The sequence below is a fragment of the Pseudomonas sp. Y3 TE3536 genome (assembly GCF_053629175.1).
Window position 1 is genome coordinate 5,631,700 of record NZ_JBRJHU010000001.1, and the last position, 24,749, is coordinate 5,656,448.

Below are 24,749 nucleotides of genomic sequence, written 5' to 3' on the forward strand. Positions count from 1 at the left end.
GAGACCCCGCAATGCCATCCGCAATTCGCATCACTTCTCCCCTCCTGCTCGCCCTGGCCAGCACCACCGCCCTCGCCGACGGCGACCTGATGACCCGCAACACCCTGACCGGTGACTGGGGCGGCCTGCGCCATCAGCTGGAAGAAGACGGCGTCAAGTTCACCGGCGACTACAGCGGTGAAACCGCCTACAACGCCCACGGTGGCCTGCACCGTTCGGCCCGCTACTCGCAGAACCTCAAGCTGGGCGTGCAGTTCGACCTGTCGAAACTGTACGGCCTGGAAAACGGCGGCAAGGTGCAGTTGACCATCAACGACCGTCGCGGCAACAGCGCCTCGGAAGACCTGGTGGGCAACCGCTTGCCGATCCAGGAAAACTACGGTGGCCTGTACACCCGCCTGACTGAACTGAGCTACGAGCGCACCCTGTTCACCCCGGCCTTGAACGTCAAGCTCGGCTACATGGCCATGGGCAACGACCTCGGCGGCTTGGACAGTGGCATCCTGTGCAACTTCATGAACGCCGGCTTCTGTGGCCACCCACTGAACATGTCGGGCGGCAGCGGCTGGACCAACTACCCCAACGCCCACCTGGGCGTGCGGGTGAAATACGACCTGTCGCCGTCCTGGCAGCTGCGTGTCGCGGCCTTCAACGTCGACCCCGAGAGCAACGGCAATTCCAGCCGTGCCTGGCACCTGGGGCCCAAGCACACCACAGGTACCGTGGTACCGGTTGAGCTGGTGTACAAACTGCAAGGCGAACTGCCAGGTGAGTACAAGCTGGGCTACTACTACGACAGCTCTGATGTGAAACGCATCGGCAGCGACAAGGAAGTGTCCGGCCGCGGCGGCCATTACCTGCTGGTCGACCAGGCCGTGTGGAGTGATCCAAGCTCGCCAGGCCGCAGCCTGCACGCCTTTGGCCAATACTCGGCATCAAGCGAGGCCGCTTCGCCGTTCACCAAGTGGTATGGCACCGGCGTTGTGCTGTACAAGCCGTTCGAAGGCCGCCCGCGCGATACCCTGTCGTTGGGCTATGGCCGCGCCGTGCCGAACCCGCGTAGCCGCGATGTGCTGGAAGACGCTGCGTTCAACGCAGGGCAGCAGTTCCCGAACATCGACAGCGCCGAGCAGTTGATTGAACTGAGCTACGGCTACCAGGCCACGCCATGGCTGAACCTGCGCCCGGATGTGCAGTACATCATCGAGCCGGGTGCGTTCTCGGGCAAGGATATCGACAATGCGCTGGTAGTGGGCCTACAGGTCAAGGCGACGTTCTGATTCATTACGGCATTGCCCGCATCCTGTAGGAGCAGCCTTGTGCTGCGAAAAGGCCCGTGACAGCACAGTGAATTTTCTCTGCTGTCACGGGCCTCTTCGCAGCACAAGGCTGCTCCTACCAGGAATGCCTAACCGGTAAAAATGACTCAACCTTCGCGCAGGTAATCCACCAGCCGCAGCAGCATCTCATCGCACCCCTGCAACTGCTCGACACTGACAAACTCGTCCGGTTTGTGCCCCTGCTCCATGCTCCCCGGCCCGCAGACCACCGTCGGGATCCCGGCTTGGTCGAACAAGCCGCCTTCAGTACCAAACGCGACCGTGCCGAACGCCGCTGAACCACTGAGCAAGGCGACCAAACGTGCCGCTTCGCTGTCAGCCGGCGTGGCCAGCCCCGGGTAAGCACTCAGCGCCTCAAGGCGAATATCGGCGCCCTGGTTGACGGCGCGCATGCGCGGCAGCAACTCTGCCTCGGCGTAGCCCTGCAACTGGTCAGCCACCCCCTGAGCATCGAACCCTGGCAATGCCCGCACCTCGAAGTCGAATTCGCATTCCTCGGGCACGATGTTCAACGCCCTGCCACCTTTGATCACGCCGGTCTGTACCGTGGAAAACGGCGGGTCGAAACGCGTGTCATGGTGCTCAGGCTGCGCCAAACCATCACCGATCTCGCCCAGCTTGCCGATCAATCGCGCGGCGTACTCGATGGCGTTCACCCCATAAGGCGCATAAGCCGAGTGGCAGGCCGCACCGTGCACCTGGCAACGCATTGCCAGCTTACCCTTGTGCCCCAGCACTGGCTTGAGCTCGGTCGGCTCGCCGATCAGGCACAACCGCGGCTTGTGTGGCCGCAGCGCAAGCGCCGCAAGCATCGAGCGTACGCCCAGGCAACCCACTTCTTCGTCATAGGAGAACGCGAGGTGCACCGGAATACGCAAAGGATGCGCGAGAAACGCGGGGACCGCTGCCAGGACAGAGGCAATGAAGCCCTTCATGTCCGCAGTACCCCGCCCATACAGGCGCCCCTCCCGCTCGCTCAAGGCAAAGGGCTCGACCGTCCAGGCCTGGCCGTCAACCGGCACCACATCGGTGTGCCCCGAAAGCACTACACCGCCAACGTCCTGCGGGCCGAAGGTGGCAAACAGGTTGGCCTTGGTGCCCTCGGCGTTGTGGAACAACTCGCATTCCACGCCGAAGTCCGCCAGGTAGTCACGGATGAAACCGATCAGCGCGAGGTTGGAATCGCGGCTGACCGTGGCAAAACCGATCAGCCGGGCAAGCAACGCGCGGCTGGTGCGCTCATTCATTGCCCGGCACTCCGTAGCTTGGCGCGGCGGTCGGGTCGAGGGCGCGGGTCACGTAGTCTTGCATCTGCGGGCGATAGGCTTGCCACAGGCCATCGAGCTGGCCGATCGGGTCTTCATCGGCCCAATCGACGCGCAGGTCCACCAGCGGCCAGGTCAGCTCGCCGGCAATCTTCAGCGCTGCGGAATGCACCGGCCCTGCCTCACCCCCGGCCGCCATCGCCGCCTGCATGGCCGCCAACAGGCGATCGGCCAGGTGCCCGCCGGCCTGTTCAAACGCGTGCACCATGGCCTCGATCACCTGCTTGGACGCCAGCAAGTTACCCGCTGCAGCGCACTGCTCGCCGGCCACGGCATTGTGCACCCCAAGCGCCTGCTTGCCAGTAAACAACGCGACCTGGCCCTGGCTGTCGATCACGGTGACCTGGCGGTATTCGCTCCAGCCGTTGGCGTTCAGCACCCTGTCTAGTGCAGCTGCCGGCGGCAACTGGCCCTGCTCCAGCACATCGAGCAACTGCGGCCCCAATGCCGGCAAGGTGATGTTCTGCGTTGCGACCGCCCCCACACCTGCGCGCACCCAGGGGCAACGCGCCCCGACCGCGATGCTCGACGAGCTGATGGCGATACCGACTTGGCCGGTTTCCTGGCAACGACCGATGATGGAGAAAGTCATGTGATGGTTCCTGTTGTTCTGTCCGATGCAGGGCATTCTGGGTGGAACCCTCCCGCGCGCGAAACCACCTTTTTCCGAGGGCTTGAAGAGGAAAAAACTAAGGCCGCCCGCACCACCCCGAACGGCATCAAAAATCCCCCTCAAGCACCGCGGCAAGCCCTATGAATCAAGGCCTTCGCCGTTTTATCGGCAAGCCCTAGCTAAATACTATTTTCGCCATTTGCGCAGCGTCCCTAGTCTGGCCTCAGGCAACGGCGGTCCTCCAAACCGACCTGACAAAAACCGCCTGATAAAGGGCTCGGACATGACTTTGAACAACCTCGAAATCGACACCCTCGTCGTCGGCGCCGGCCAAGCCGGCGTGGCCATGAGCGAACACCTGAACAAGCTCGGCGTGCCGCACCTGGTGCTGGAGCGCAAGCGTATCGCCGAAGCCTGGCGTACGGGCCGCTGGGACTCGCTGGTCGCCAACGGCCCGGTCTGGCACGACCGCTTCCCTGGTCTGGAATTCAACCTCGACGCCGATGCCTTCGCCGGCAAGGACCAGGTTGCCGACTACTTCGAACAGTACGTGCGCAAGTACAACCTGCCGGTGCGCACCGGCATCGAAGTGAAGAAGGTGGTGCGCAACAGCGATCGCCCAGGCTTCACCATCGAAACCAACGAGGGCGTGATCCGCGCCAACCGCGTGGTTGCTGCCACTGGCCCGTTCCAGCGCCCGGTGATCCCGGCCATCGCGCCAAAGGACGAGCGCCTGCACCAAATCCACTCCGCCGCCTACTACAACCCCGAGCAGCTGCCCGCCGGTGCCGTGCTGGTGGTGGGCGCCGGTTCTTCGGGCGTGCAGATTGCCGAAGAACTGATGCGCGCGGGGCGCCAGGTGTACCTGTCGGTCGGTGCCCATGACCGCCCGCCGCGGGCCTACCGCAACCGCGACTTCTGCTGGTGGCTGGGTGTGCTGGGCGAGTGGGACGCAGAAATCGCCAAGCCTGGCCGCGAGCACGTGACCATTGCTGTCAGCGGCGCACGCGGCGGCCACACCGTGGACTTCCGCGCCCTCGCCCATCAAGGCATGACCCTGGTCGGCCTGACCCAATCGTTCGCCGATGGCATTGCCACCTTCCAGGACAACCTGGCAGACAACATCCGCCGTGGCGACGAAAACTACCTGGCCCTGCTCGATGCCGCCGATGCCTACATCGAACGCAACGGCCTGGACCTGCCTGAAGAGCCGGAGGCGCGCAAGCAACTGCCCGACCCTGAGTGCCTGAGCAACCCGCTGCACACACTCGACCTGGCCCAGGCCGGCGTCAGCACCATCATCTGGGCCACTGGCTACGGCGTGGACTTCAGCTGGTTGCAGGTCGACACCTTCGACGCCAACGGCAAGCCACAACACCAACGCGGTGTTGCCCGCGAACCCGGTGTGTACTTCCTCGGCCTGCCCTGGCTGTCACGCCGCGGCTCGTCGTTCATCTGGGGCGTGTGGCACGACGCCAAGCACGTCGCCGGGCACATCGCCACGCAACGGACCTACCTGGCCTACCGCGACAGCGAGCAACGTGCCGCGGATGAGCAACATCAACCCACGATCAGCAACGTCAGCACCCTTGGAGCCCACTGATGCCAACCCATACCCGTATCCGCATGTTCAACACCAAGGTCACCTACCCTAATCAGACCCTGGACAACGACCTGTGCCAGGCGGTGCGCGCCGGCAACACCATCTACGTACGCGGCCAGGTGGGTACTGACTTCGAAGGGCGCCTGGTAGGCCTGGGCGACCCTCGGGCACAAGCCGAACAGGCGATGAAAAACGTCAAGCAACTGCTTGAGGAGGCCGGCTCGGACCTGTCGCACATCGTCAAGACCACCACCTACATCACCGACCCGCGCTTCCGCGAGCCGGTGTACAAGGAAGTCGGCAAATGGCTCAAAGGCGTGTTCCCAATCTCCACCGGGCTGGTGGTGGCGGGCCTGGCCCAGGCCGAGTGGTTGATGGAAATCGATGTAATCGCCGTGGTGCCGGATCAGGCCTGACCTGCCGGCACCCCGCTCAGCCAGGCCTGCGTGACTCGCGCAGCTGCCCTTAGCCGCTCTGCCCCGTGCAAATGGGCAGACGGCACCTCGACGCTGAGGCTGACGTCGCGGGGCAAGGCTGCGAGCAACTGCGCCAACGGCAGTTGCCCGTGGCCAGGCAACTGCCTGCCCTCCCGCGCTTCCTGGATGATGCCGCTGTCGGGTGGTGCCTGCAGCGGGGCATCGCACAACTGCACGGCGCGCAAGTAACGCGGGTCGATTCCGGCAAGGTCCGCTACCGCTGCGCCAGCGCGAAACAGGTGCAGGGCATCGACCAGCACGCTGCTGTTGTCCTGCCCCGCCCCTGCCACCACGGTATAAGCCTGGTGCACGTTCGCCACCGGCCGCCAGCGCATGAATTCAAGGTCCACGCGCACGCCATACCCCCCTGCCAGCTCGCACAAGGCCGCGAAATGCTCGGTCAGCCGCGCGACATCGGCATCATCGCCCGACACCGTCAGGCTTACCGCCCCCAGCTCCGCACCTGCCGCCAGTAAAGGCTCGTAATCGGCGACCACCACCTCGGGCGTCAATGACACGAACTCGATATCAGCGACCCGTACGCCCTCACCCGCCATCACCGCCTTGAGCTCTCGCAGCGCCAGGCTGCCCGCCGTTACCGGGTAGGCCAGCGCACCCGGCATCACCGGATGCAGGCGCAGCCCCACCGCGCTGAAGCCGGCACGGCTCGCCTCGCGCACCAGCACGGCTGGCGCCAGGTCCAGTGCCGTCAGGTGAGCGACGCCCAGGCCCCTCAATAGGTCGCCCTCCCGCCACTGAGGTCGAACACGAAGCCGGTGGTGAAACTGCACTCTGGCCCGGCGATCCAGCTCACCATGTTGGCGATTTCCTCGACCTTCAGGAAGCGCCCCATGGGGATCTTGGCCTTGCTCGCTGCGATGTGCTCCGGGGTCATTTCGGCCATCAGCGGCGTTTCGACCATCGCCGGCGCCACGCAGTTGAGCAGCACGCCATCCTGCGCCAGCTCCTTGGCTGCGGCCTTGGTGAAAGCGATCACGCCTGCTTTGGCCGCCGAGTACGCCGAGATGTACTGCACGCCATCCTTGCCCGCCATCGAGGCGACGTTGACGATACGTCCGTAGCCGCGCTCGCGCATGTGCGGGATGGCGGTGCGGCAGCAATAGAACACCCCATTCAGGTCAATGGCGATGACCTTGTCCCAGGCCGCTGGCGGGTATTCCCAGGCGGGTACCACTGGGCCATTGATACCGGCGTTGTTGACCAGGATCTCGACCTGCCCGACGTGTGCAAGCACGTCGGCAAATGCCACTTCCACCGACGCCAGCGATGAAACATCGACAGACTGGCGCAGCACCGGCTCAAAGCCGTTTTCGGCTGTGTCCCAGCCATCGACCGCCAAGTCCCAGATCACCACGTGGGCACCTGCGGCGTGCAGCCGCTGTGCAATCCCCAGGCCGATGCCACGCATGCCGCCGGTGACGATTGCAGTCTGCCCTTGCAGGTATTGGCTCATTGCTTTGCTCCATTTTCGAGGTTAGGGATGTCTGGCAGACGACGCAGGTCGCTCACCATGAACAGGTAACACAGGGCACCGAGGACGGTGATCGACGACACGAAGGCCAAGGCCCAGACGAACGACCCGGTCATCGAAACGATGATGCCGATGGTCAACGGGGTGACGATGCCCGCCGCGTTGGCGAACAGGTTGAACAGGCCACCGCTCAAGCCCAGCAGGCCCTTTGGCGCGATGTCGGAAACGATCATCCAGGCCAGCGCCGACATGCCTTGGGCGAAGTAGGCGATGCAGAGAATGGCGATTACCAGCGCGTCGGACTCGACATAGTTAGCCAGCACGATCACCGACGCGGTGAGCAGGCCGGCAATCACTGGCAGCTTGCGCGCCACGTTCAGGGAGTAGCCGCGGCGCAGCAAGGCATCGGACAACCAGCCACCGACCAGGGTGCCCAGCGAGGCGGCGATGAACGGCAGCACCGCGACCCAGCCAACCTTCAGCCACGGCATGTGCCGCTCGGTGACCAGGTAGGTCGGGAACCAGGTCAGGAAGAACACGTTGGTCGAGTTGCAGGCAAACTGCCCCAGGCAGATGCCCAGCATGTTGCGGTGCTTAAGCAGAGCCGGGATCTGCGACCAACGGAATACCGTGGCTTTCTGGCCACCGTCGACCACGCCACCACCCGCTGCGATGTAGTCGAGTTCGGCCTTGTTCGCCGTGGTGGACTGGTGCGGTTCATGGTACTTGCGCCACCAGACCAGCCCGTAAAGGATGCCCATCAGCCCGACCGCCATCAGCAGAAAACGCCAGCCGTAGGCGTGCAGTACCCAGAACAGCAGCGGCGTAAGAAACGCCAGCCCCGTGTACTCGGCAAAGGTGTAGATGCCAGTCGCCCTGGCCCGCTCACTCTGTGGGAACCAGGTCGCCACCACGCGGCTGTTGGTGGGGAAGCACGGCGCTTCGGTCACCCCCACCAGAAAACGCATGCCCAACAGCGACAGAAAGCCCTGGGCCAACCCTTGCAGGCCGGTGAACAGCGACCACAGCGTCAAGGCCAGCCAGTACGTGAACTTGGTGCCCAGCCGGTCGATGAGGATCCCGCCGGGGATCTGGGCCGCCGCGTAGGTCCAGGAAAACGCCGAGAAGATCACGCCCATCATCGCGGCGTTAAGGCCCAGGTCGGCACTGATGCTAGGCGCCGCTATGCCCATCACGCTGCGGTCGAGGTAGTTGATCATCGTGCCGCCGGAGATCAGCGCCAGGATCATGAAGCGGGTGCGGGTACGTTGTTGCAGGCGTGCAGGCGTGTCGAACGCCCCCACACCGAGGTTCTGTTCAGTGTTCATGACGGTTGCTCTTTTGTTATTGGAATGGCAAAGGGCGGTGCGCTAGGCAAACCCGAACAGACGTCGCGGCGTGTCCCACATGACGGTGCGGCGCAGTTGCGCATCTGGCATCAGTTGCTCGGCCAGTTTCAGCAGCGGCCCGTAGTCCACCCGCGAGCGCTGGCGAATGAACGGCCAATCGGAGCCCCACACGCAGGCCTGTGGGCCAAACGCTTCGAGCAGGGCATGAACGTAGGCACTGCTCTGCGCCTGCAGCGCATCGGCCGAGGCGAACTTCTGCATGCCGGACAGCTTGACGCTGGCCCGGCCGCTCGCGGCCAACCGCAGCAAGGCCTGGAAACCCGGTTGGTGAATACCGGCGCTCACCTCCGGGCGGCCGCAATGGTCGATCAACACGCGCGCCGACGTGCGCTCAAGCAGCCCGCGCAGCGCCAGCAACTGGTCTTCGCACACCTGAATCTGCGCAAACAGGTCAAGCTCGGCGAGCTTGCCGAACAACCCGTCGGCTGCATCCAGGCTCGCCACACCGTACAACGCCGGGTTGAAGGCCACCCCGACCACCCCTTGCGCCTGCAACGTAGCCAGCGCATCCAGGGTGATGTCAGGGCTAACCACCGCCACCCCCTTGAAACGCCCCTGCCCAGTGGCGAGCGCGCTCAGCAGGCAGCTATTGTCGGTGTGGTAGCCACTGTTCGGCCCTACCAGCAAGGCATGCTGCACGCCATAGGCGTCCATCACCCGGTTGAATTGCTCAAGGGTGGCGACCTCCTGCCCGGACGGGGCGTAAGGCGCGTCGGGGTGGTAGGGAAAGCGCGCGGGGTCAAACAAATGGTTATGGCAATCGATCTTGGGTTCATCGAAGATGTTCACGCAACACTCCCGTCAAGCGCCGCTGCGCTTGCCTGCAGATCTTGTTATTGTGCGCCGCGAAGGCGACTCGGCAGGCTTCAAGATACTGCGTGCCCGGCGTCTGCGCTCATACCCAGATGGCGAAGACCATAACCAAAGGTAATGCTTATGCCCCTCGACCATGACGGCCCGGAAGCCCGCAACCTGGTGTTCAAACTGCGGCACATGGAAGTGTTTCGTGCGGTGATGTTGACGGGCTCGATCAGCGCGGCGGCGAAGATGCTCTACGTGTCGCAGCCGGCCGTGAGCAAATTGATCCAGTACATCGAGGGGCGGCTGGCGTACCGCTTGTTCGAGCGCATCAACAACCGCCTGGTGCCGACCCACGAAGCGCAGATTCTGTACCGCGAAGTCGAGCGGGTGTATCAGGCCGCGCTGGAGGTCAATGAATGTGCGTTGTCACTGGGCAGTGGCGGCCACCGTAACCTGCGCATCTCGTGCAGCGCCTCGCTGTCGACCGTGGTCATCCCGATTGCGCTGGCCCAACTCAAGCGTGAGTCACCCTCGCTGAACATCGAGTGGCAGACCTCGTTGATGGGTGAAATGCCGAACCAGATCCTGTCGAAGAAGGTCGACCTGTCGATTGCCGCCTTGCCGGTGATCCACGATCACCTGCATTCACGCGCGTTCATGCGCGGGCGCATGGTGGTGGTGATGCCGCCGGAGCATGCCTTGGCGCGGCATCCGTCACTGGCGCTGGAGCAACTGCAAGGCCATGCCCTGCTGCTGTTCAGGCCCGACATGCCGTTCGGCAAATTGCTGGCCGAACACATCCACCAGCGCGGGCTGCAGTTGGAGTCGCTGTTGTCGTTCACCAATGCCAACGAAGCTGTGGCCTTGGTCAAGCAAGGCATGGGCATTAGCTTGATCGACGAGTTCGTGGCGCAGGACAGCGGCTTGACGGTGGTCCCCCTGGCCGACGAAATCCACTTCGACATCAGTTTCGTCTATTCGCGCTTCGAGCCACCTTCGCACTCGGCGCTGCACCTGATGCAGGTGCTGCATGCGCAGGCCCTGAAGCTGGGGCGGGGGATCGAGGGGTTCGCGTTGCCAACCCCTTGATGAACCGGGGCTGCCCTGCGGCCCATCGCCGGCAAGCCGGCTCCCACAGGTAACTGCGCAGGCTCAGACCTTGCGAAGAACCTGTGGGAGCCGGCTTGCCGGCGATGGGCTGCAAGGCAGCCCCTTGAGTACAATCAGGCGATCGCCGCGTCCACCAACACCTGCGCTTCCTGCACCAGGCGCTGCAGGTGCGCCTCGTCGATAAAGCTTTCGGCGTAGATCTTGTAGATGTCCTCGGTGCCCGACGGCCGTGCGGCAAACCAGCCGTTGGCGGTCATCACTTTCAACCCGCCAATCGCCTGGCCGTTACCCGGCGCATGGCTGAGGATCTGCACGATTGGCTCACCAGCAAGCTCTGTCGATTTGACCTGCTCAGGTGCCAGCTTGCTCAACAACGCCTTCTGCCGAGCATCCGCCTTGGCCTCGACGCGCGTGGCGTACGGCTTGCCCAGTGCTGCGGTCAGGTCGGCATAAGCCTGGCTCGGGTTGCGACCGGTGCGTGCGGTCATCTCGGCGGCCAGCAAGGCCGGGATCAAACCGTCCTTGTCAGTGGCCCAGACCGACCCATCGCGCCGCAGGAACGAAGCCCCCGCGCTCTCCTCGCCACCAAAGCCCAACGACCCGTCGAACAGGCCCTGGGCGAAGAACTTGAAGCCCACCGGCACTTCGAACAATTTACGGCCCAGGCGCTCGGTAACGCGGTCGATCAGGCCACTGGACACCACGGTCTTGCCCACGGCTGCGTCGCTGCGCCATTGCGGGCGGTGGCGGAACAGGTAGTCGATGGCCACGGCCAGGTAGTTGTTCGGCTGCAGCAGGCCATCCGGGGTGACGATGCCGTGGCGGTCGTGGTCCGGGTCGCAGGCAAAGGCCACGTCAAAGCGCTCGCGCAGGCCGATAAGGCCCTGCATGGCGTAGGGCGAGGATGGGTCCATGCGGATCTGGCCGTCCCAGTCGACGGTCATGAAGCGGAAGGTCGGGTCGACCTCGCTGTTGACCACTTCCAGGTTCAGGTTGTAATGCTTGGCAATCGCCGACCAGTAGTTAACCCCGGCGCCGCCCAGCGGGTCGACGCCCAGGCGCAGGTTGGCGCTGCGGATCACGTCGAAGTCAATGACATTGCCCAGGTCTGCCACGTAGTGGCTCACGTAGTCGTGGCGGTGCGTGGTGGCAGCCTGCAGTGCCTGGGCATGGTCCATGCGTTTGACGCCAGCCAGGTTCGCAGCCAGCAGCTCGTTGGCCTTGGCCTCGACCCACTTGGTCACGTCGCTGTCGGCTGGGCCGCCATTGGGCGGGTTGTACTTGAAGCCACCGCTTTGCGGCGGGTTGTGCGACGGCGTGATGACGATGCCATCGGCCAGGCCCTGCTCGCGGCCACGGTTGTAGCACAGGATGGCGTGGGATACCGCTGGGGTCGGCGTGTACTCGTCGTCTTTGGACAGCATCACCTGCACGCCATTGGCCGCCAGCACTTCCAGGGCGCTGGCCGTGGCCGGTGCCGACAGCGCATGGGTGTCGGCGCCAATGAACAGCGGGCCATCAATGCCCTTCTCCTGGCGGTACAGGCAGATGGCCTGGGTAATGGCCAGTACGTGGTACTCGTTGAAACTCAGCTCCAGCGAGGTGCCTCGGTGCCCCGAGGTGCCGAAGGCCACCCGTTGGGCCACCACGCCAGCATCGGGGCGGCCGGTGTAGTAAGCGGTGAGCAGTCGGGGGATATCGACCAGCACGCTGGCCGGAGCCGGCTTGCCTGCCAAAGGACTGAGCGTCATGCAGAAACCTCGAGTTCAACGAATGTTGGTGTTGGAACGTGCAGTGTACTGAGAGTTGCAACGCCGCGCGACGGGCGACGCGATGAAAGCCGCCAGCACCTGGCGATGGTCTAGAGTATTAGCCACCACTCCCCGGCAACGAGGCCCCATGGCTTTTCACCGCCTGACACGTACCCACCCTCGCCTCACGTTCGCCACCCTGGTCGGCATCATCGGCGCCTGGCTGATCCCTGCCGGTGACACGGTCCAGCACATTCTGGTCGGCTGGAACCTCGGCGTCTGGCTCTACCTGCTGCTGGTCCTGTGGCTTACCTGGAGCGCCAACCCGGAAAAGGTCCGCAAAGTTGCCCAGGTCGAGGATGAGAACGCCGGCCTGGTCCTGCTCACCGTCTGCATCGCTGCCATCGCCAGCCTGGCCGCGATCACCTTGCAACTGGTCTCCAGCCGCGGCCTGCAAGGCAGCGCCCTGGCCCTGCACTACCTGTACACCGGGTTGACCGTGGCCGGCTCCTGGCTATTGATCGGCTGCATCTTCAGCCTGCACTACGCCCGGCTGTTCTATACCGGCCAGAACCATGAGCCCCCGCTGCGCTTCGCCGATGGCGAGCGCAACCCGGATTACTGGGACTTTCACTACTTCTCGTTCACTATCAGTGTGGCGGTGCAAACGTCCGATGTCGGCGTCGCTGGCAGGGGGTTACGCCGGGTGGTGCTGGCACATTCAGTGGTAGGGTTCGTGTTCAACACCGCCATTCTGGGGTTCACCATCAACATTGCGGCCGGCCTGCTGGGGTAGCACGCACCGCTCGTCCGAAAACCCTGTGCGGTAAATGCGGCCGTGACCTGCGGCACCCCGCAAGGAAAACGTTTGCCAGGCGAGCTGCCGGTGGATGGCGGCCATAACAGCAATGTGACCTGGGTCAAACCTCCACGATTCCGGCGTATTCCCACCCTGGGCAATGGCGTGGCAGGTGCTATGGTTACATTCCCGGCGGCCGTGCACGCGGCCTCCCGCTCACCGCGTCCAGGTACGGACAAGGAGGCTGGCATGAACAAAATGACGTTCCCGAACGCCTGCCAGGTGATGCGCTGGCATTTCCACCCGCTCGGCTTCGAAGCCAGCATGGATGCACCGCGCAGCATGATCGCGCGCCTGTTCGACCGCGCCACCGGAGAAACCTTGCTGGCCATCGCAGGCATCCCCTGCGCTGCGATCATGGCCGCTGCGGATGTCGAGCGCATCATTGAAGCGGTCGAAGCTGAGATGGACGCCTTCGTACCCGTCTTCGCCCTGCGCGACGCAGGCTAGACTGCCACCTCGGGCGTCTCCCGCATGGCCTGCAATTTGCCCATGAATTGCTCGGCCGGCACCGGTTGCCCGAGCAGATAACCCTGCAGCGAATCGCACCCCAGGCGGGTGAGGAAGTCTTGCTGCTTGTCCGTCTCTACCCCTTCGGCAACGATGCGCAAGCCCAGCGCCTGGCCGAGTGCGACAATCGCCGAGACGATCGCGGCGTCATCGCTGTCCTGCTCCAGGTCACGCACAAACCCCCGGTCGATCTTCAGTTCGTTGGCCGGCAGTCGCTTCAGGTACATGAGGCTGGAATAGCCCGTGCCGAAGTCATCGATGGACAGGTCCACGCCCATGTCGGACAGGCGCTGCAACACTGTCAGGCTGGCATCGGCATCATGCATGGCGGTGGTCTCGGTGATCTCCAGGGTCAGGCAGTTGGCCGGCAGGCCGTTTTCGCGCAGGGCCCGGGCCACGCTGTCGACCAGCCCCGCATGGCAAAACTGGATGGCCGACAGGTTGACTGCCATACGCCACCCCTGGTGGCCCTGGTCCAGCCACTGGCGCATCTGCCGGCAGGCTTCGTCGAGCACCCACTCGCCAATCGGGATGATCAGGCCGGTTTTTTCCGCCAGGCCAATGAAACGGTCAGGCAGCAGCAGGCCCTGCTGTGGGTGTTCCCAGCGCAGCAGCGCTTCGGCACCGATCGGCTGGCAGGCCTGGGCATCGAACTTGGGCTGGTAGTGCAGGCGGAACTGACGCTGTTCCAGGGCCTGGCGCAAGTCCTGCAGTAACTGCAATTGCTGGCGGGCGTTGCTGTTCATCGACACGTCGAAGAAGCTGTAGCCGTTTTTACCGGCGCTTTTGGCGTGGTACATCGCGGCATCGGCATTGCGCAGCAACTCGTGCTGATCCTGGCCATTGCCGGGGTACAGGACGATGCCCAGGCTGGCCGTGAGCTGCAAATCATGCTCGGCGACGCGGAACGGCCGCGACACCAGGTTGACCTGCTTGACCGCCACGTCCATGGCATCGTTGGGCTCCTGCAACTCCACCAGCAACACGAACTCGTCGCCGCCAATGCGCGCCAGCGTGTCCTGGCTGTGCAAATGGCCGCGCAGGCGCGCCGCCACGGCCTTGAGCAGCAAGTCGCCGACGTGGTGACCAAAGGCATCGTTGACCGGTTTGAAGCCATCCAGGTCGATGAACATCAGCGCAAAACAACCGCCCTGCTCCGCCACCTTGGCGATGGCTTGCTCGATGCGGTCGGCCAACAAGGTGCGGTTGGGCAGGTCGGTGAGCGTGTCGTGCAGGGCCAGCTGGGTCAGTTCCTGGTTGGCCAGGGTCAGCGAACGGGCCAGTTCCGCCGTGCGCGCTTCGAGGCGTGCGTCCAGTACCGAGGTCAACAAAGCTACCGCCAGCACTGCCAGGGTGGTGATCAACACCAGGTAGACCAGCCCGTCGCCTTGCAGCCCACTGGCCAGCGCACCACAGAAACTGCCCTCGGGGAAATTGGCTGCGGCCATGCCGGTGTAGTGCATACCGACGATGGCAATCCCCATGATCACTGCTGCCAGGCCACGAATCTGCCGGACGTAAGGGGTGTGCTTGCGCAAGCGGAACGCGATCCACAACGCCGCTGCCGAGGCGCCCACGGCGATCATCAGCGAGGCGCCGAACAGCGTAGGGTCATAGTCGATGCCCGGCAGCATGCGCAGCGCGGCCATGCCGGTGTAGTGCATGCAACTGATGCCCGCGCCCATGATCAACGCGCCAAAGCCCAGCTGCAGCCAGGGCAGGCTCGGCTGGCTTACCAGCCACAAAGCAAAGCCTGACGACAGCACCGCAATCAACAGCGAGAACGCAGTCAGGCCAAGGTCGTAGCCCAGGTCGATGGGCAGGCTGAACGCGAGCATGCCGATGAAGTGCATCGACCACACGCCGACCCCCATGGCCAACGCACCGCCCCCCATCCACAGGTGCACAGCCCTGCCCTTGGCCGTCGCGATACGGCCGGTCAGGTCAAGGGCGGTGTAGGACGCCAGGATCGCCACGCACAGCGAAATCAACACCAGCGAAGAGGAGTAGCTACCGGTCAGCATTGGGAGTTCCAGCGACGGGCCAGGGGGCCCGGAAAAAGCTGACGATTGTACTCAAGCTTTGGCGAAACGCACGGGGTTTTTGCGAATGGGAATGGATCCAAGTGCTGGGATGCCACGGCTGGGCATACGTACCTTGTGCTGCGAAGAGGCCCGTATGCCTGGTAGCGATGTATTAGCCGTTGGGGCCTCTTCGCAGCACAAGGCTGCTCCTACAAGGAAGGGCTAAACCCCTATGTTCAATGCGAAGTTCGTGATCCTCAAGGCCCGCACGTAAGACTCAGCGGCTGCCAAAATCCAGTCATGCGCACATCTTTGTAGGAGCAGCCTTGTGCTGCGAAGAGGCCCGTATGCCTGGCAAAGATGTAGTAGCCGTAAGGGCCTCTTCGCAGCACAAGGCTGCTCCTACAGTGATCGAGGCATGAGTCCACGAAGTGGCGCCTATAGCCCAGCATGAATGGTCGGCCATCACTCCTGTTCGGCAAACGCCTGCTCGGCATCCCAGCCGCCGCCCAGCGCGGCAATCAGTTGCACACTGGCCACCAACCGCCCCTGCAGCAGGTTCAGCACACTGCGCTCGTTGCTCAGCGCGGTGGTCTGCACGTTCACCACATCCAGGTAGCCGATCAGCCCTGCACGGTACTGGTTTTCAGTCAGGCGCAGCGACTCACGCGCCGCGTCCAGGGCCTCCTGGCGCACCACCGCTTCATCGCCGTACACCTTCAGCTGCACCAGGAAGTTCTCCACTTCCTTGAAGCCATCCAGCACGGTCTGGCGGTACTGCGCCACGGTCTGGTCGTACACCGCCACGGTGCGGTCCACCTCGGCGCTGCGCTTGCCCGCATCGAACAAGGTCATGGCCAGCGAAGGCCCTACCGACCAGTAACGGTTCGGCAGTTCGATCCAGTTGCTGAAGCTGCTGCTGGAATACCCGCCACTCATGCTCAGGCTCAGGTCGGGGAAGTAAGCGGCCCGCGATACGCCGATATTGGCATTGGCTGCCATCACATTGCGCTCGGCCGAGGCAATGTCCGGGCGGCGTTCGAGCAACTGCGAGGGCAACGTCACTGGAATTTGCGGCAGCGCCGGGATGGTCTTGCTGTCTGCCAGGGCAAAATTCGCCGGGGCCTTGCCCAGCAACACGGCAATGGCATTTTCGAACTGCGCACGCTGCCAGATCAGGTCGATCAGGTCCGCCTGGGTGCTTTTCAGCTGCGTGCGCGCCTGCGCCACCGCATCCGGGCCAGACACTCCGGCACGATATTGGTTTTCAGTCATGCGCAGCGAGCGTTCGTAGGTAGCCACGGTCGCTTCCAACAGGCGCTTCTGCTCGTCGATCACACGCAGCTGCAGGTAGTTCTGCACCAGCTCCGACTGCTGGCTCAGGCGGATCGAGGCAAGGTCGGCGAAGCTGGCTTCGGCACTGGCTTCGTTAGCGTTCAACGTCTCACGCAGCTTGCCCCACAGGTCGATCTCCCAGCTCACGCCGAGCTGGGTGTTGTAGGTGTTACGGATGCCGCTGCTGTTGTTCGACAGGCTGGAACTCGAGCTGCCAGTACCCTGGGCAGAGCGGTTCTTGCTGGCGCTCAGGTCCAGGCTGGGGAACAGCGCGGCGCGGCTGCTGCGCACCAGGGCCTGGGCCTGACGGTACTGGGCCTCCGACTGCGCAACCGTCTGGTTGCTGCGGTTAAGCTCTTCGACCAGCGCATTGAGCCCGGCATCGCCGTAGACTTCCCACCAGGCGCCACGGGCGATCGCGTCCGAGGGCTTGGCCTGGGTCCAGCCCTCGGCCTGCTTGTACTGCGCCGGGGTGCTCAGCTCGGGGCGGTGGTAGTCCGGGCTCAGGGTACAGGCACTGAGCAGCGCCACGCACAGACTGGCGCCGAGCAGACGCGAGCCACGCCCCAGGGTCAATGACTGCAGGGCACGGTGAAGCGGTGTCTGGGCAAAATTCATAGCGGGGTTTCCAGAGCGGCGTCGGTGCGCACGCCGCGCCAATGGTTGAAACGGTGACGCAGGCGGTCGAGGTACAGGTAGACCACCGGCGTCGTATAAAGGGTGAGGATCTGGCTGAAGACCAGGCCGCCGATGATGGTCAAGCCCAAAGGCTGGCGCATTTCCGCCCCCTCGGCACGGCTCACCAGCAACGGCAAGGCGCCGAGGATGGCCGCCAGGGTGGTCATCAGGATCGGCCGCAGGCGCAGCAGGCAGGCGCGGCGGATCGATTCCTCCGGCGACAGGCCTTGTTGGCGCTCCAGCTGCAGGGCCAGGTCGATCATCAGGATCGCATTCTTTTTCACCACACCAATCAGCAGGAACAGGCCCAGCAGCGAGATCAGGCTGAACTCGCCTCCGGTGACGTAGAGCGCCAGCAAGGCACCGACGCCGGCCGAAGGCAGGGTCGACAGAATGGTCAGCGGGTGAATGTAGCTTTCATACAGAATGCCCAGCACCAGGTACACCAGCACCAGCGCGCCAAGAATCATGAAGGGCTGGCCTTCCTGGGTCTTGGCAAAGGCGTCGGCGGTGCCACCGAGTTTGGCGATGACTTCCTCGGGCAGGCCAAGCTTGGCCACCGCCCGCTCCACTGCAGCCATGGCTTGGTCGGGGCTGTAGCCTTCGGCGACGTCGAAGGCGATGTCTTCGGAAGCGAACTGCCCTTCGTGGCTGACTCGGTCATTGGCCAAGCTGTTTTCGTAGTGGGCGATGGTCGACAACGGCACGCGGGCACCGTCGCTGGTGATCACCTGCACCTGTTCCAGCGTGCTCGGGTCCCAGGCGTATTTCGGGTTGATTTCCAGCACCACCTGGTACTGGTTGAGGCTGTCGTAGATGGTCGAGATCTGCCGCTGGCTGTAGGCGTTGTTGAGCACGGTGGTCACCATGTCCATGTCGATGCCCAGGCGCTTGGCCTGATCACGGTCGACCACCAGGGTAACCTGCGGAGTACCCGCGCCATCACGGGCGTCGATGGCGGTCAGTTCGGGCAATGCGCGCACCGCCGCGACCACTTTCGGGAACCACTCGCGAAGGGCCGCCAGGTCGCCACTCTGCAAGGTATAGAGGTACTGCGACGACGTCTGGTCACGCCCACCGCCACCTAACTGCAGGTCCTGGTCGGCCATCAGGAACAGCCGCCCGCCGGGCACCTTGGGCATCTCTTTGCGCAGGCGCTCGATCACCTTCTGGGCATCCATCTTGCGTTCGCTGATCGGCTTCAGGCGCACAATCACCATCGCATTGTTGGTGCCACTGTTGCCGCCGATGAAGCCAGCAACACTCTGCACCGCAGGGTCGGCCAGCAAGGCGCGGCGGTAGGTTTCCATCTTCGGCTGCATCACGCTGAACGACAGGCCATCGTCACCACGGATAAAGCCAATCAATTGGCCGGTGTCCTGCTGCGGCATCAGCGTCTTGGGCACCACCACATACAACGCGATGTTGATACCGATGGTGGCCAGCAGGCTCAGCAAGGTCAGGCGCTTGTGCCGTAGCACCCAGCCGAGGCTGCGGTCATAGCCGTTGACCATGCGCTGATGAACCTTGTCGCTCCAGCGCTGCAGGCGGCTCTGTTCGGCCTGGTGCGGTTTCAGCCAACGGGCGCAGAGCATCGGCGTGAGGGTCAGCGAGACCACCAGCGAGACAATGATTGCAGCCGCCAGGGTGATGGAAAACTCCTGGAACAGGCTACGTACGATACCCCCCATGAACAGAATGGAGACGAACACCGCCACCAACGAAACGTTCATCGACAGCAGCGTGAAGCCCACTTCCTTGGCACCGAGGAACGCCGCACGCATCGGCGGCTGGCCGTCCTCAATGTGCCGGGAGATGTTCTCCAGCACCACAATGGCGTCGTCCACCACCAGGCCCGTGGCCAGGATCAGCGCCATCAGCGACAGGTTGTTGAGGGAGAAACCGCACAAATACATGACTGCGAACGTGCCTACCAGCGACACCGGCACTGCCAGGCTCGGGATCAACGAGGCACGCAGGCTGCCGAGGAACAGGTAAACCACCAAAATTACCAGCCCTACCGCGATCAGCAGCGTGTGCTCGGCCTCCTTGAGGGTGGCCTTGATCACCAGCGAGCGGTCCATGGCCACGTTCAGCTGCACGCTGGCTGGCAACAACGACTGCAACGCCGGCAACTGCGACTTGATCTGGTCGACCGTCTGGATGATGTTGGCGCCGGTCTGCCGGTTGACCACCAGCAACACCGCGCTCTGGTCGTTGAAGAAGCCGCTGTTGTAGCGGTTTTCAACGCTGTCTGTGAGGGTGGCTACGTCGGACAGGCGCAGGATGGTGCCGTTCTGCTGGCGTATCACTACCGGCTCGTAGTCCTTCGCCGTTTCCAACTGGTCATTCGCCCGCACCTCCCAACTGCGTTCGGCATCCTCGACGAAGCCCATGGGCCGCCGTTGGTTGGCGTTGGACACGGCGGTACGCACCTCGTCCAGCGACAGGCCGTACTGGTTGAGCAACTGCGGCTCCACCGAGATGCGCACGGCGGGCAGCGAACTGCCGCCGATCTGCACCTCCCCTACCCCGGATACCTGGGCCAGGCTCTGGGACAGGATGGTGTCAGCCAAATCGTACAACTGGCCTTTCTTCAGCACGTCAGAGGTCAACGACAGCACCATGATCGGTGCCTGCGAGGGGTTGATCTTCTTGTACGTCGGCATGCTGCGCATGCCACTGGGCAGCAGGTTACGGGTGGCGTTGATCGCCGCCTGCACCTCACGCGCCGCACCGTCGATGTCACGGCCCATTTCGAAGCCGATGACCACCCGCGTCGAGCCCTGGTTAGAGCTACTGGTCAGCGTAGTGACGCCCGCGATACTGCCCAGCTTGCGTTCCAAAGGCGTGGCCACCGTGGCGGCCATCACCTCAGGGCTGGCGCCGGACAGGTTGGCCTGCACCACGATCACCGGGAAGTCCATCTGCGGCAGCGGCGCAACCGGCAACAGGCCGAAGCTGACGCCGCCCAGCAACATGATCGCCAGGCTCAGCAGCATCGTCGCCACCGGGCGACGAATAAACGGTCCGGACAGGTTCATGCCTCAGCCTGCTTGGCATCAGTGGCCGGGCGCCAGCGACGGGCCAGGCGGTCGAAGTACAGGTAGATGACCGGCGTGGTGAACAGTGTCAGCACCTGGCTGACCAACAGCCCGCCCACCATCACCAGGCCCAGCGGCTGGCGCAGCTCAGCACCGGACCCGGTCGCCAGCATCAGCGGCACGGCGCCGAACAGCGCGGCCAACGTCGTCATCAGAATCGGCCGGAAACGCAGCAATGCGGCCTGGTAGATGGCGTCCTGCGGGCTCATGCCCTGGTTGCGCTCGGCTTCAAGGGCAAAGTCGATCATCATGATCGCGTTTTTCTTGACGATGCCGATCAGCAGGATGATGCCGATGATGGCGATCATCCCCAGGTCGTTGCCACTGATGAGCAGCGCCAGCAAGGCCCCCACCGCCGCCGAGGGCAAGGTCGAAAGAATGGTCACCGGGTGGATGTAGCTCTCGTAGAGCACACCCAGCACGATGTACATGGTCACCACGGCGGCGAGAATCAGCAGCAAGGTGCTCGACAGCGAGGCCTGGAAGGCTTCTGCAGCGCCCTGGAAGCGGGTCTGCACGCCGATCGGCATGCCGATGTCCTGCTGCACCTGCTCGATCACCTTGACCGCCTCGCCCAGCGACGCGCCATGGGCCAGGTTGAACGACATCATCACCGCCGGGAACTGGCCGATGTGCGAGATCGCCAACTGCGCCTGGCGCTGCTCGATACGGGCCAACGCCGACAGCCGCACCTGGCCGCCATCGGTGGCCTTGACGTGGATCGACTCCAAGGCCTGCGGGCCGATGCTGGCGGCGGCTTGCGACTGCAGCACCACGCGGTACTGGCTGGCCTGGGTGTAGATGGTCGAGATCTGCCGTTGGCCAAAGGCGTCGTACAAGGCGTTGGTGATCTGCGAAACCGAGATGCCCAGGCGGCTGGCCATGTCGCGGTCGATCACCAGGTACACCTGCAGGCCCTTGTCCTGCAGGTCGCTGGCCACATCGGCAAGCTCTGGGCGCTGTTGCAGCGCCTGCACCAGCTTGCCGCTCCACTGCGCCAGCAGGTCGGCGTCAGGTGACGACAGGCTGAACTGGTACTGGGTGCGGCTGACCCGGTCCTCGATACTCAAGTCCTGCACCGGTTGCATGAACAGGCGGATACCCACCAGCTTGTCGAGCTGCGGCTGCAGGCGGCTGATGACCTCGCCAGCGGTCACATCCCGCTCGCCGTGCGGCTTGAGGTTGATCAGCAGGCGCCCGCTGTTGAGCGTGGCATTGTCGCCATCCACGCCGATGTAGGACGACAGGCTCTGCACCGCCGGGTCCTGCAGGATCACCTTGCTCAGCGACTGCTGGCGTTCGCTCATGGCGGCGAACGAAGTCGACTGTGGCGCCTCGGAAATACCCTGGATGACGCCGGTATCCTGCACCGGGAAGAAGCCCTTGGGCACGGCGATGTACAGGACCACGGTGAGCCCCAGGCTGGCCACGGCCACCAGCAGGGTCAGCGGCTGGTGTTTGAGCACCCACTGCAGGCCACGGCCGTAGTGTTCGATGAGCCAGTCGATCCAGGCGCCGCTGGCGCGGTAGAAACGGCCCTGCTCTTCTTCCTTGGGCTCACGCTTGAGCAGCCGCGCGCACATCATGGGCGTGAGGGTCAACGACACGACCAGGGAAATCAGAATCGCCACCGCCAGGGTGATGGCGAACTCGCGGAACAGGCGGCCGACCACGTCGGCCATGAACAGCAGCGGAATCAGGACCGCGATCAGCGAGAAGGTCAGCGATATTAGGGTGAAGCCAATCTGCCGGGCGCCCTTGAGCGCGGCCTGCATCGGCGTTTCGCCTTCTTCGATGTGGCGGGAGATGTTCTCCAGCATGACGATGGCGTCATCCACCACGAAGCCGGTGGCAATAGTCAGAGCCATCAGGGTCAGGTTATTGACCGAGAACCCGGCCAGGTACATCACGCCAAAGGTGCCGATCAACGACAGCGGTACGGCGATCGAGGGGATGATGGTGGCGCTGAAACGGCGCAGGAACACAAAGGTGACCATGACCACCAGGACGATGGCGATCAGCAGCTCGTGCTGCACGTCCTTGACCGCGGCGCGGATGGTCTGGGTGCGGTCGGTCAGTACCGACACGTCCAGGCCGGCAGGCAGGTTATCGGTGATCGAGGGGAGCAGTTCCTTGATCCGGTCGACCACCTCGATGACGTTGGCGCCCGGCTGGCGCTGGATATTCAGCAACACCGCCTGGTTTTCGTTGGCCCAGGCCGCGAGGCGCTCGTTTTCGGCACCGTCGACGATCTCGGCGACGTCCTTCAGGCGCAGCGGCGCGCCATTGTTATAGGACAGGATCAGGTTGGCGTATTCCGCGGGGGAACGCAGTTGATCGTTGGCATCAAGCATCGACACCCGGGTCGGGCCATCGAAGTTACCCTTGGGCTGGTTGACGTTGGACGCCCCGATCAGCGTTCGCACGTCCTCGAGGTTGAGGCCGTTGGCGGCCAATGCATCGACGTTGACCTTGATACGTACCGCCTGGCGCTGGCCGCCAGCGATGCTGACCATGCCCACGCCACTGATCTGGGCAAGCTTCTGGGCCACACGGGTGTCGACCAGGTCGTTGAGCTTGGGCAGCGGCATGGTCTTGGAGGAGATGGCCAGGGTCAGCACTGGCGTGTCGGCTGGGTTGACCTTGTTGTAGACCGGTGGCGCCGGCAAGTCGCTGGGCAGCAAGTTGCTGGCAGCGTTGATCGCGGCCTGCACTTGTTGCTCGGCAACATCCATGTTCATGTCGAGGCTGAAACGCAACGTCAGCACCGACGCCCCGCCGGAGCTGGTCGAGGCCATCTGGGTCAGCCCCGGCATCTGCCCGAACTGGCGTTCCAGCGGCGCGGTGACCGCACTGGTCATGACTTGCGGGCTGGCCCCTGGGTACAGGGTCATGACCCGGATGGTCGGGTAGTCGACCTGCGGCAGCGCCGAGACCGGCAGCAGCTTGTAGGCAATCAGGCCGGCCAGGACGATGGCCAGCATGCTCAGCGTGGTGGCGACCGGGCGCAGGATGAACAGGCGCGAGAGGTTCATGCGCCCGCCTTGCCTGCTTCACCGGCTTGGGCCGAGCCCTTGGCGTCCTGGCCCTGCAGGTGCTGGCCTGGGGTGGTTGGCACCTGCGAGCTGTCTTCGACCACCTCTACCTTGGTGCCTTCACGCAGGCGGTCGGTGCCTTCCAGCACCAGGCGATCGCCGGCAGCCAGGCCTTCGACAATCACGCTGTTCTCGCCATCGCTGGCGCCAACCTTGAGCTTGCGGATATTGACGGTGTTCTGGGCGTTGACCACATAGGCAAAGGTGCCATCGTTGCCAAACTGGATAGCCGCGGCCGGGGCCAGCACCACCTGTTTGAGGGTGTCGGCCAGCAGGCGCACATTGACGAACTGGTTGGGGAACAGCGCCAGGTCCTTGTTCTCGAAGCGGCCCTTGAACTTGAGGGTGCCGGTGGTGGTGTCGATCTGGTTGTCGATACTGCCCAGTACCCCGGTGGACTGCAGCTTGCTGTCGCTGCGGTCCCACGCCTCGACCGGCAGGCTGGCGCCGCTGCGGTAGCGTTCCAGCACGGTGCTCAGTTCGGTTTCTGGCAGGGTGAACGCGACGTTGATTGGCTCGGTTTGGGTGATGACCACCAGCGCGGTAGCGTCGTTGGCAGCCACCAGGTTGCCCAGGTCGAGCTGGCGCAGGCCTACCCGGCCATTGATCGGCGAGCGGATCTGGGTGAAATCGAGGTTCAGGCGCGCATCGCTGACCTGTGCCTGGTTGGTCTTGACCAGGCCCTGGAATTGCGCGACCTGGGCTTCTGCGGTGTCGAGGGTCTGCTTGGCGATGCTGTCCTCGGCATACAGGCCTTTATAGCGCGCCAGGTCGACCTGGGCGTTTTTCAGCTGTGCCTGGTTCTGCGCCAGCGTGCCTTCGGCCTGCTGCAAGGCGATGCGGTAGCTGCGAGGGTCGATCTCGGCCAGCAGTTCACCAGCCTTGACCTGTTGGCCTTCCTTGAAGTGGATCTTGACCAGCTCACCGGCCACACGGCTGCGCACGTTCACGGTATTGGTCGCGGTGACCGTGCCAAGCGCCTTGTAGTACAGCGGGAAATCGCCCACCCGAACCGGCTCGACACGCACCGGCACAGGGTCGCTGGAGGCCCCGAAACCTGGGCGCCCGCCTTTGCCCATGCGCCCGCTGCTGGCTTCTTTATGTGCAGGCGATGCGGGCCACAGCCACCAGGCCAGCAAGGCCACCAGCAGCAGGATCAGCAGGCCGACGAGCCAGCGACGGGGGGAACGGGAATTAGACGCTTGCATGGGTTGAACGAACCTT

18 protein-coding genes are annotated in these 24,749 nt (G+C 63.9%); 6 read left to right on the forward strand and 12 right to left on the reverse strand.

The genetic code is table 11. The features are described 5' to 3' along the window. Positions 1 to 11 precede the first annotated feature (11 nt). Positions 12 to 1,280: a carbohydrate porin gene (locus AB7M33_RS25165; RefSeq protein WP_099429105.1), complete on the forward strand. Its 1,269-nt coding sequence runs from the start codon at positions 12 to 14 to the stop codon at positions 1,278 to 1,280. A gap of 146 nt (positions 1,281 to 1,426) precedes the next feature. Here AB7M33_RS25165 and argE read toward each other — a convergent pair whose 3' ends face one another. Beyond that, entirely contained in the window at positions 1,427 to 2,587 is a 1,161-nt protein-coding gene (gene argE / locus AB7M33_RS25170; protein WP_454243914.1) for an acetylornithine deacetylase, read from the reverse strand. Then, entirely contained in the window at positions 2,580 to 3,257 is a 678-nt protein-coding gene (locus AB7M33_RS25175) for a DUF1028 domain-containing protein (RefSeq protein WP_099429103.1), read from the reverse strand. The genes argE and AB7M33_RS25175 overlap by 8 nt, the downstream gene beginning before the upstream one ends. A 304-nt stretch (positions 3,258 to 3,561) precedes the next feature. On the opposite strand from AB7M33_RS25175, the gene AB7M33_RS25180 reads away from it, so the two are divergent. Beyond that, positions 3,562 to 4,881: a flavin-containing monooxygenase gene (locus AB7M33_RS25180; protein WP_454243915.1), complete on the forward strand. Its 1,320-nt coding sequence runs from the start codon at positions 3,562 to 3,564 to the stop codon at positions 4,879 to 4,881. Continuing rightward, positions 4,881 to 5,297 carry a RidA family protein gene (locus AB7M33_RS25185; RefSeq protein ID WP_027593581.1) on the forward strand — a complete coding sequence of 139 codons (417 nt, stop codon included), beginning with the start codon at positions 4,881 to 4,883 and terminating at the stop codon, positions 5,295 to 5,297. Before AB7M33_RS25180 ends, AB7M33_RS25185 begins: the two co-directional genes overlap by 1 nt. Here AB7M33_RS25185 and AB7M33_RS25190 read toward each other — a convergent pair. The 4 genes from AB7M33_RS25190 to AB7M33_RS25205 are packed head-to-tail and all read right to left on the reverse strand — an operon-like array spanning position 5,288 to position 9,047. Continuing rightward, positions 5,288 to 6,094 (reverse strand): sugar phosphate isomerase/epimerase family protein, encoded by an 807-nt coding sequence (locus AB7M33_RS25190; RefSeq protein WP_454243916.1) that lies wholly within the window; start codon positions 6,092 to 6,094, stop codon positions 5,288 to 5,290. The genes AB7M33_RS25185 and AB7M33_RS25190 overlap by 10 nt on opposite strands. Continuing rightward, positions 6,091 to 6,831 (reverse strand): SDR family NAD(P)-dependent oxidoreductase, encoded by a 741-nt coding sequence (locus tag AB7M33_RS25195; RefSeq protein WP_454243917.1) that lies wholly within the window; start codon positions 6,829 to 6,831, stop codon positions 6,091 to 6,093. The genes AB7M33_RS25190 and AB7M33_RS25195 overlap by 4 nt, the downstream gene beginning before the upstream one ends. Continuing rightward, positions 6,828 to 8,177, reverse strand: a complete 1,350-nt coding sequence (locus tag AB7M33_RS25200) for an MFS transporter (RefSeq protein ID WP_085274278.1) — start codon at positions 8,175 to 8,177, stop codon at positions 6,828 to 6,830. Before AB7M33_RS25200 ends, AB7M33_RS25195 begins: the two co-directional genes overlap by 4 nt. Before the next feature lie 42 nt (positions 8,178 to 8,219). Continuing rightward, positions 8,220 to 9,047, reverse strand: coding sequence for an amidohydrolase family protein (locus tag AB7M33_RS25205; RefSeq protein ID WP_027593585.1), 828 nt, complete (start codon positions 9,045 to 9,047; stop codon positions 8,220 to 8,222). Between the two features lie 147 nt (positions 9,048 to 9,194). On the opposite strand from AB7M33_RS25205, the gene AB7M33_RS25210 reads away from it, so the two are divergent. Further along, on the forward strand, positions 9,195 to 10,148 hold the full coding sequence (locus AB7M33_RS25210; RefSeq protein ID WP_265970148.1) for a LysR family transcriptional regulator: 954 nt from the start codon (positions 9,195 to 9,197) through the stop codon (positions 10,146 to 10,148). Between the two features lie 134 nt (positions 10,149 to 10,282). On the opposite strand, the gene pgm is transcribed toward AB7M33_RS25210, so the two are convergent. Then, entirely contained in the window at positions 10,283 to 11,920 is a 1,638-nt protein-coding gene (gene pgm, locus AB7M33_RS25215; RefSeq protein ID WP_085274279.1) for a phosphoglucomutase (alpha-D-glucose-1,6-bisphosphate-dependent), read from the reverse strand. Between the two features lie 148 nt (positions 11,921 to 12,068). On the opposite strand from pgm, the gene AB7M33_RS25220 reads away from it, so the two are divergent. Beyond that, positions 12,069 to 12,716: a DUF1345 domain-containing protein gene (locus AB7M33_RS25220; RefSeq protein WP_252823774.1), complete on the forward strand. Its 648-nt coding sequence runs from the start codon at positions 12,069 to 12,071 to the stop codon at positions 12,714 to 12,716. A gap of 252 nt (positions 12,717 to 12,968) precedes the next feature. After that, positions 12,969 to 13,229: a DUF1652 domain-containing protein gene (locus AB7M33_RS25225; RefSeq protein ID WP_027593589.1), complete on the forward strand. Its 261-nt coding sequence runs from the start codon at positions 12,969 to 12,971 to the stop codon at positions 13,227 to 13,229. Here AB7M33_RS25225 and AB7M33_RS25230 read toward each other — a convergent pair. From AB7M33_RS25230 to AB7M33_RS25250, 5 genes are all read right to left on the reverse strand, one after another. Beyond that, positions 13,226 to 15,313, reverse strand: coding sequence for a putative bifunctional diguanylate cyclase/phosphodiesterase (locus AB7M33_RS25230; RefSeq protein WP_454243918.1), 2,088 nt, complete (start codon positions 15,311 to 15,313; stop codon positions 13,226 to 13,228). The genes AB7M33_RS25225 and AB7M33_RS25230 overlap by 4 nt on opposite strands. A 465-nt stretch (positions 15,314 to 15,778) precedes the next feature. After that, entirely contained in the window at positions 15,779 to 17,266 is a 1,488-nt protein-coding gene (locus AB7M33_RS25235; protein ID WP_027593591.1) for an efflux transporter outer membrane subunit, read from the reverse strand. Next, positions 17,263 to 20,370 carry an efflux RND transporter permease subunit gene (locus AB7M33_RS25240; protein ID WP_454243919.1) on the reverse strand — a complete coding sequence of 1,036 codons (3,108 nt, stop codon included), beginning with the start codon at positions 20,368 to 20,370 and terminating at the stop codon, positions 17,263 to 17,265. The genes AB7M33_RS25235 and AB7M33_RS25240 overlap by 4 nt, the downstream gene beginning before the upstream one ends. Further along, on the reverse strand, positions 20,367 to 23,465 hold the full coding sequence (locus tag AB7M33_RS25245) for an MdtB/MuxB family multidrug efflux RND transporter permease subunit (protein ID WP_027593593.1): 3,099 nt from the start codon (positions 23,463 to 23,465) through the stop codon (positions 20,367 to 20,369). The genes AB7M33_RS25240 and AB7M33_RS25245 overlap by 4 nt, the downstream gene beginning before the upstream one ends. Next, positions 23,462 to 24,733: an MdtA/MuxA family multidrug efflux RND transporter periplasmic adaptor subunit gene (locus tag AB7M33_RS25250; RefSeq protein WP_027593594.1), complete on the reverse strand. Its 1,272-nt coding sequence runs from the start codon at positions 24,731 to 24,733 to the stop codon at positions 23,462 to 23,464. The genes AB7M33_RS25245 and AB7M33_RS25250 overlap by 4 nt, the downstream gene beginning before the upstream one ends. Positions 24,734 to 24,749 lie beyond the last annotated feature (16 nt).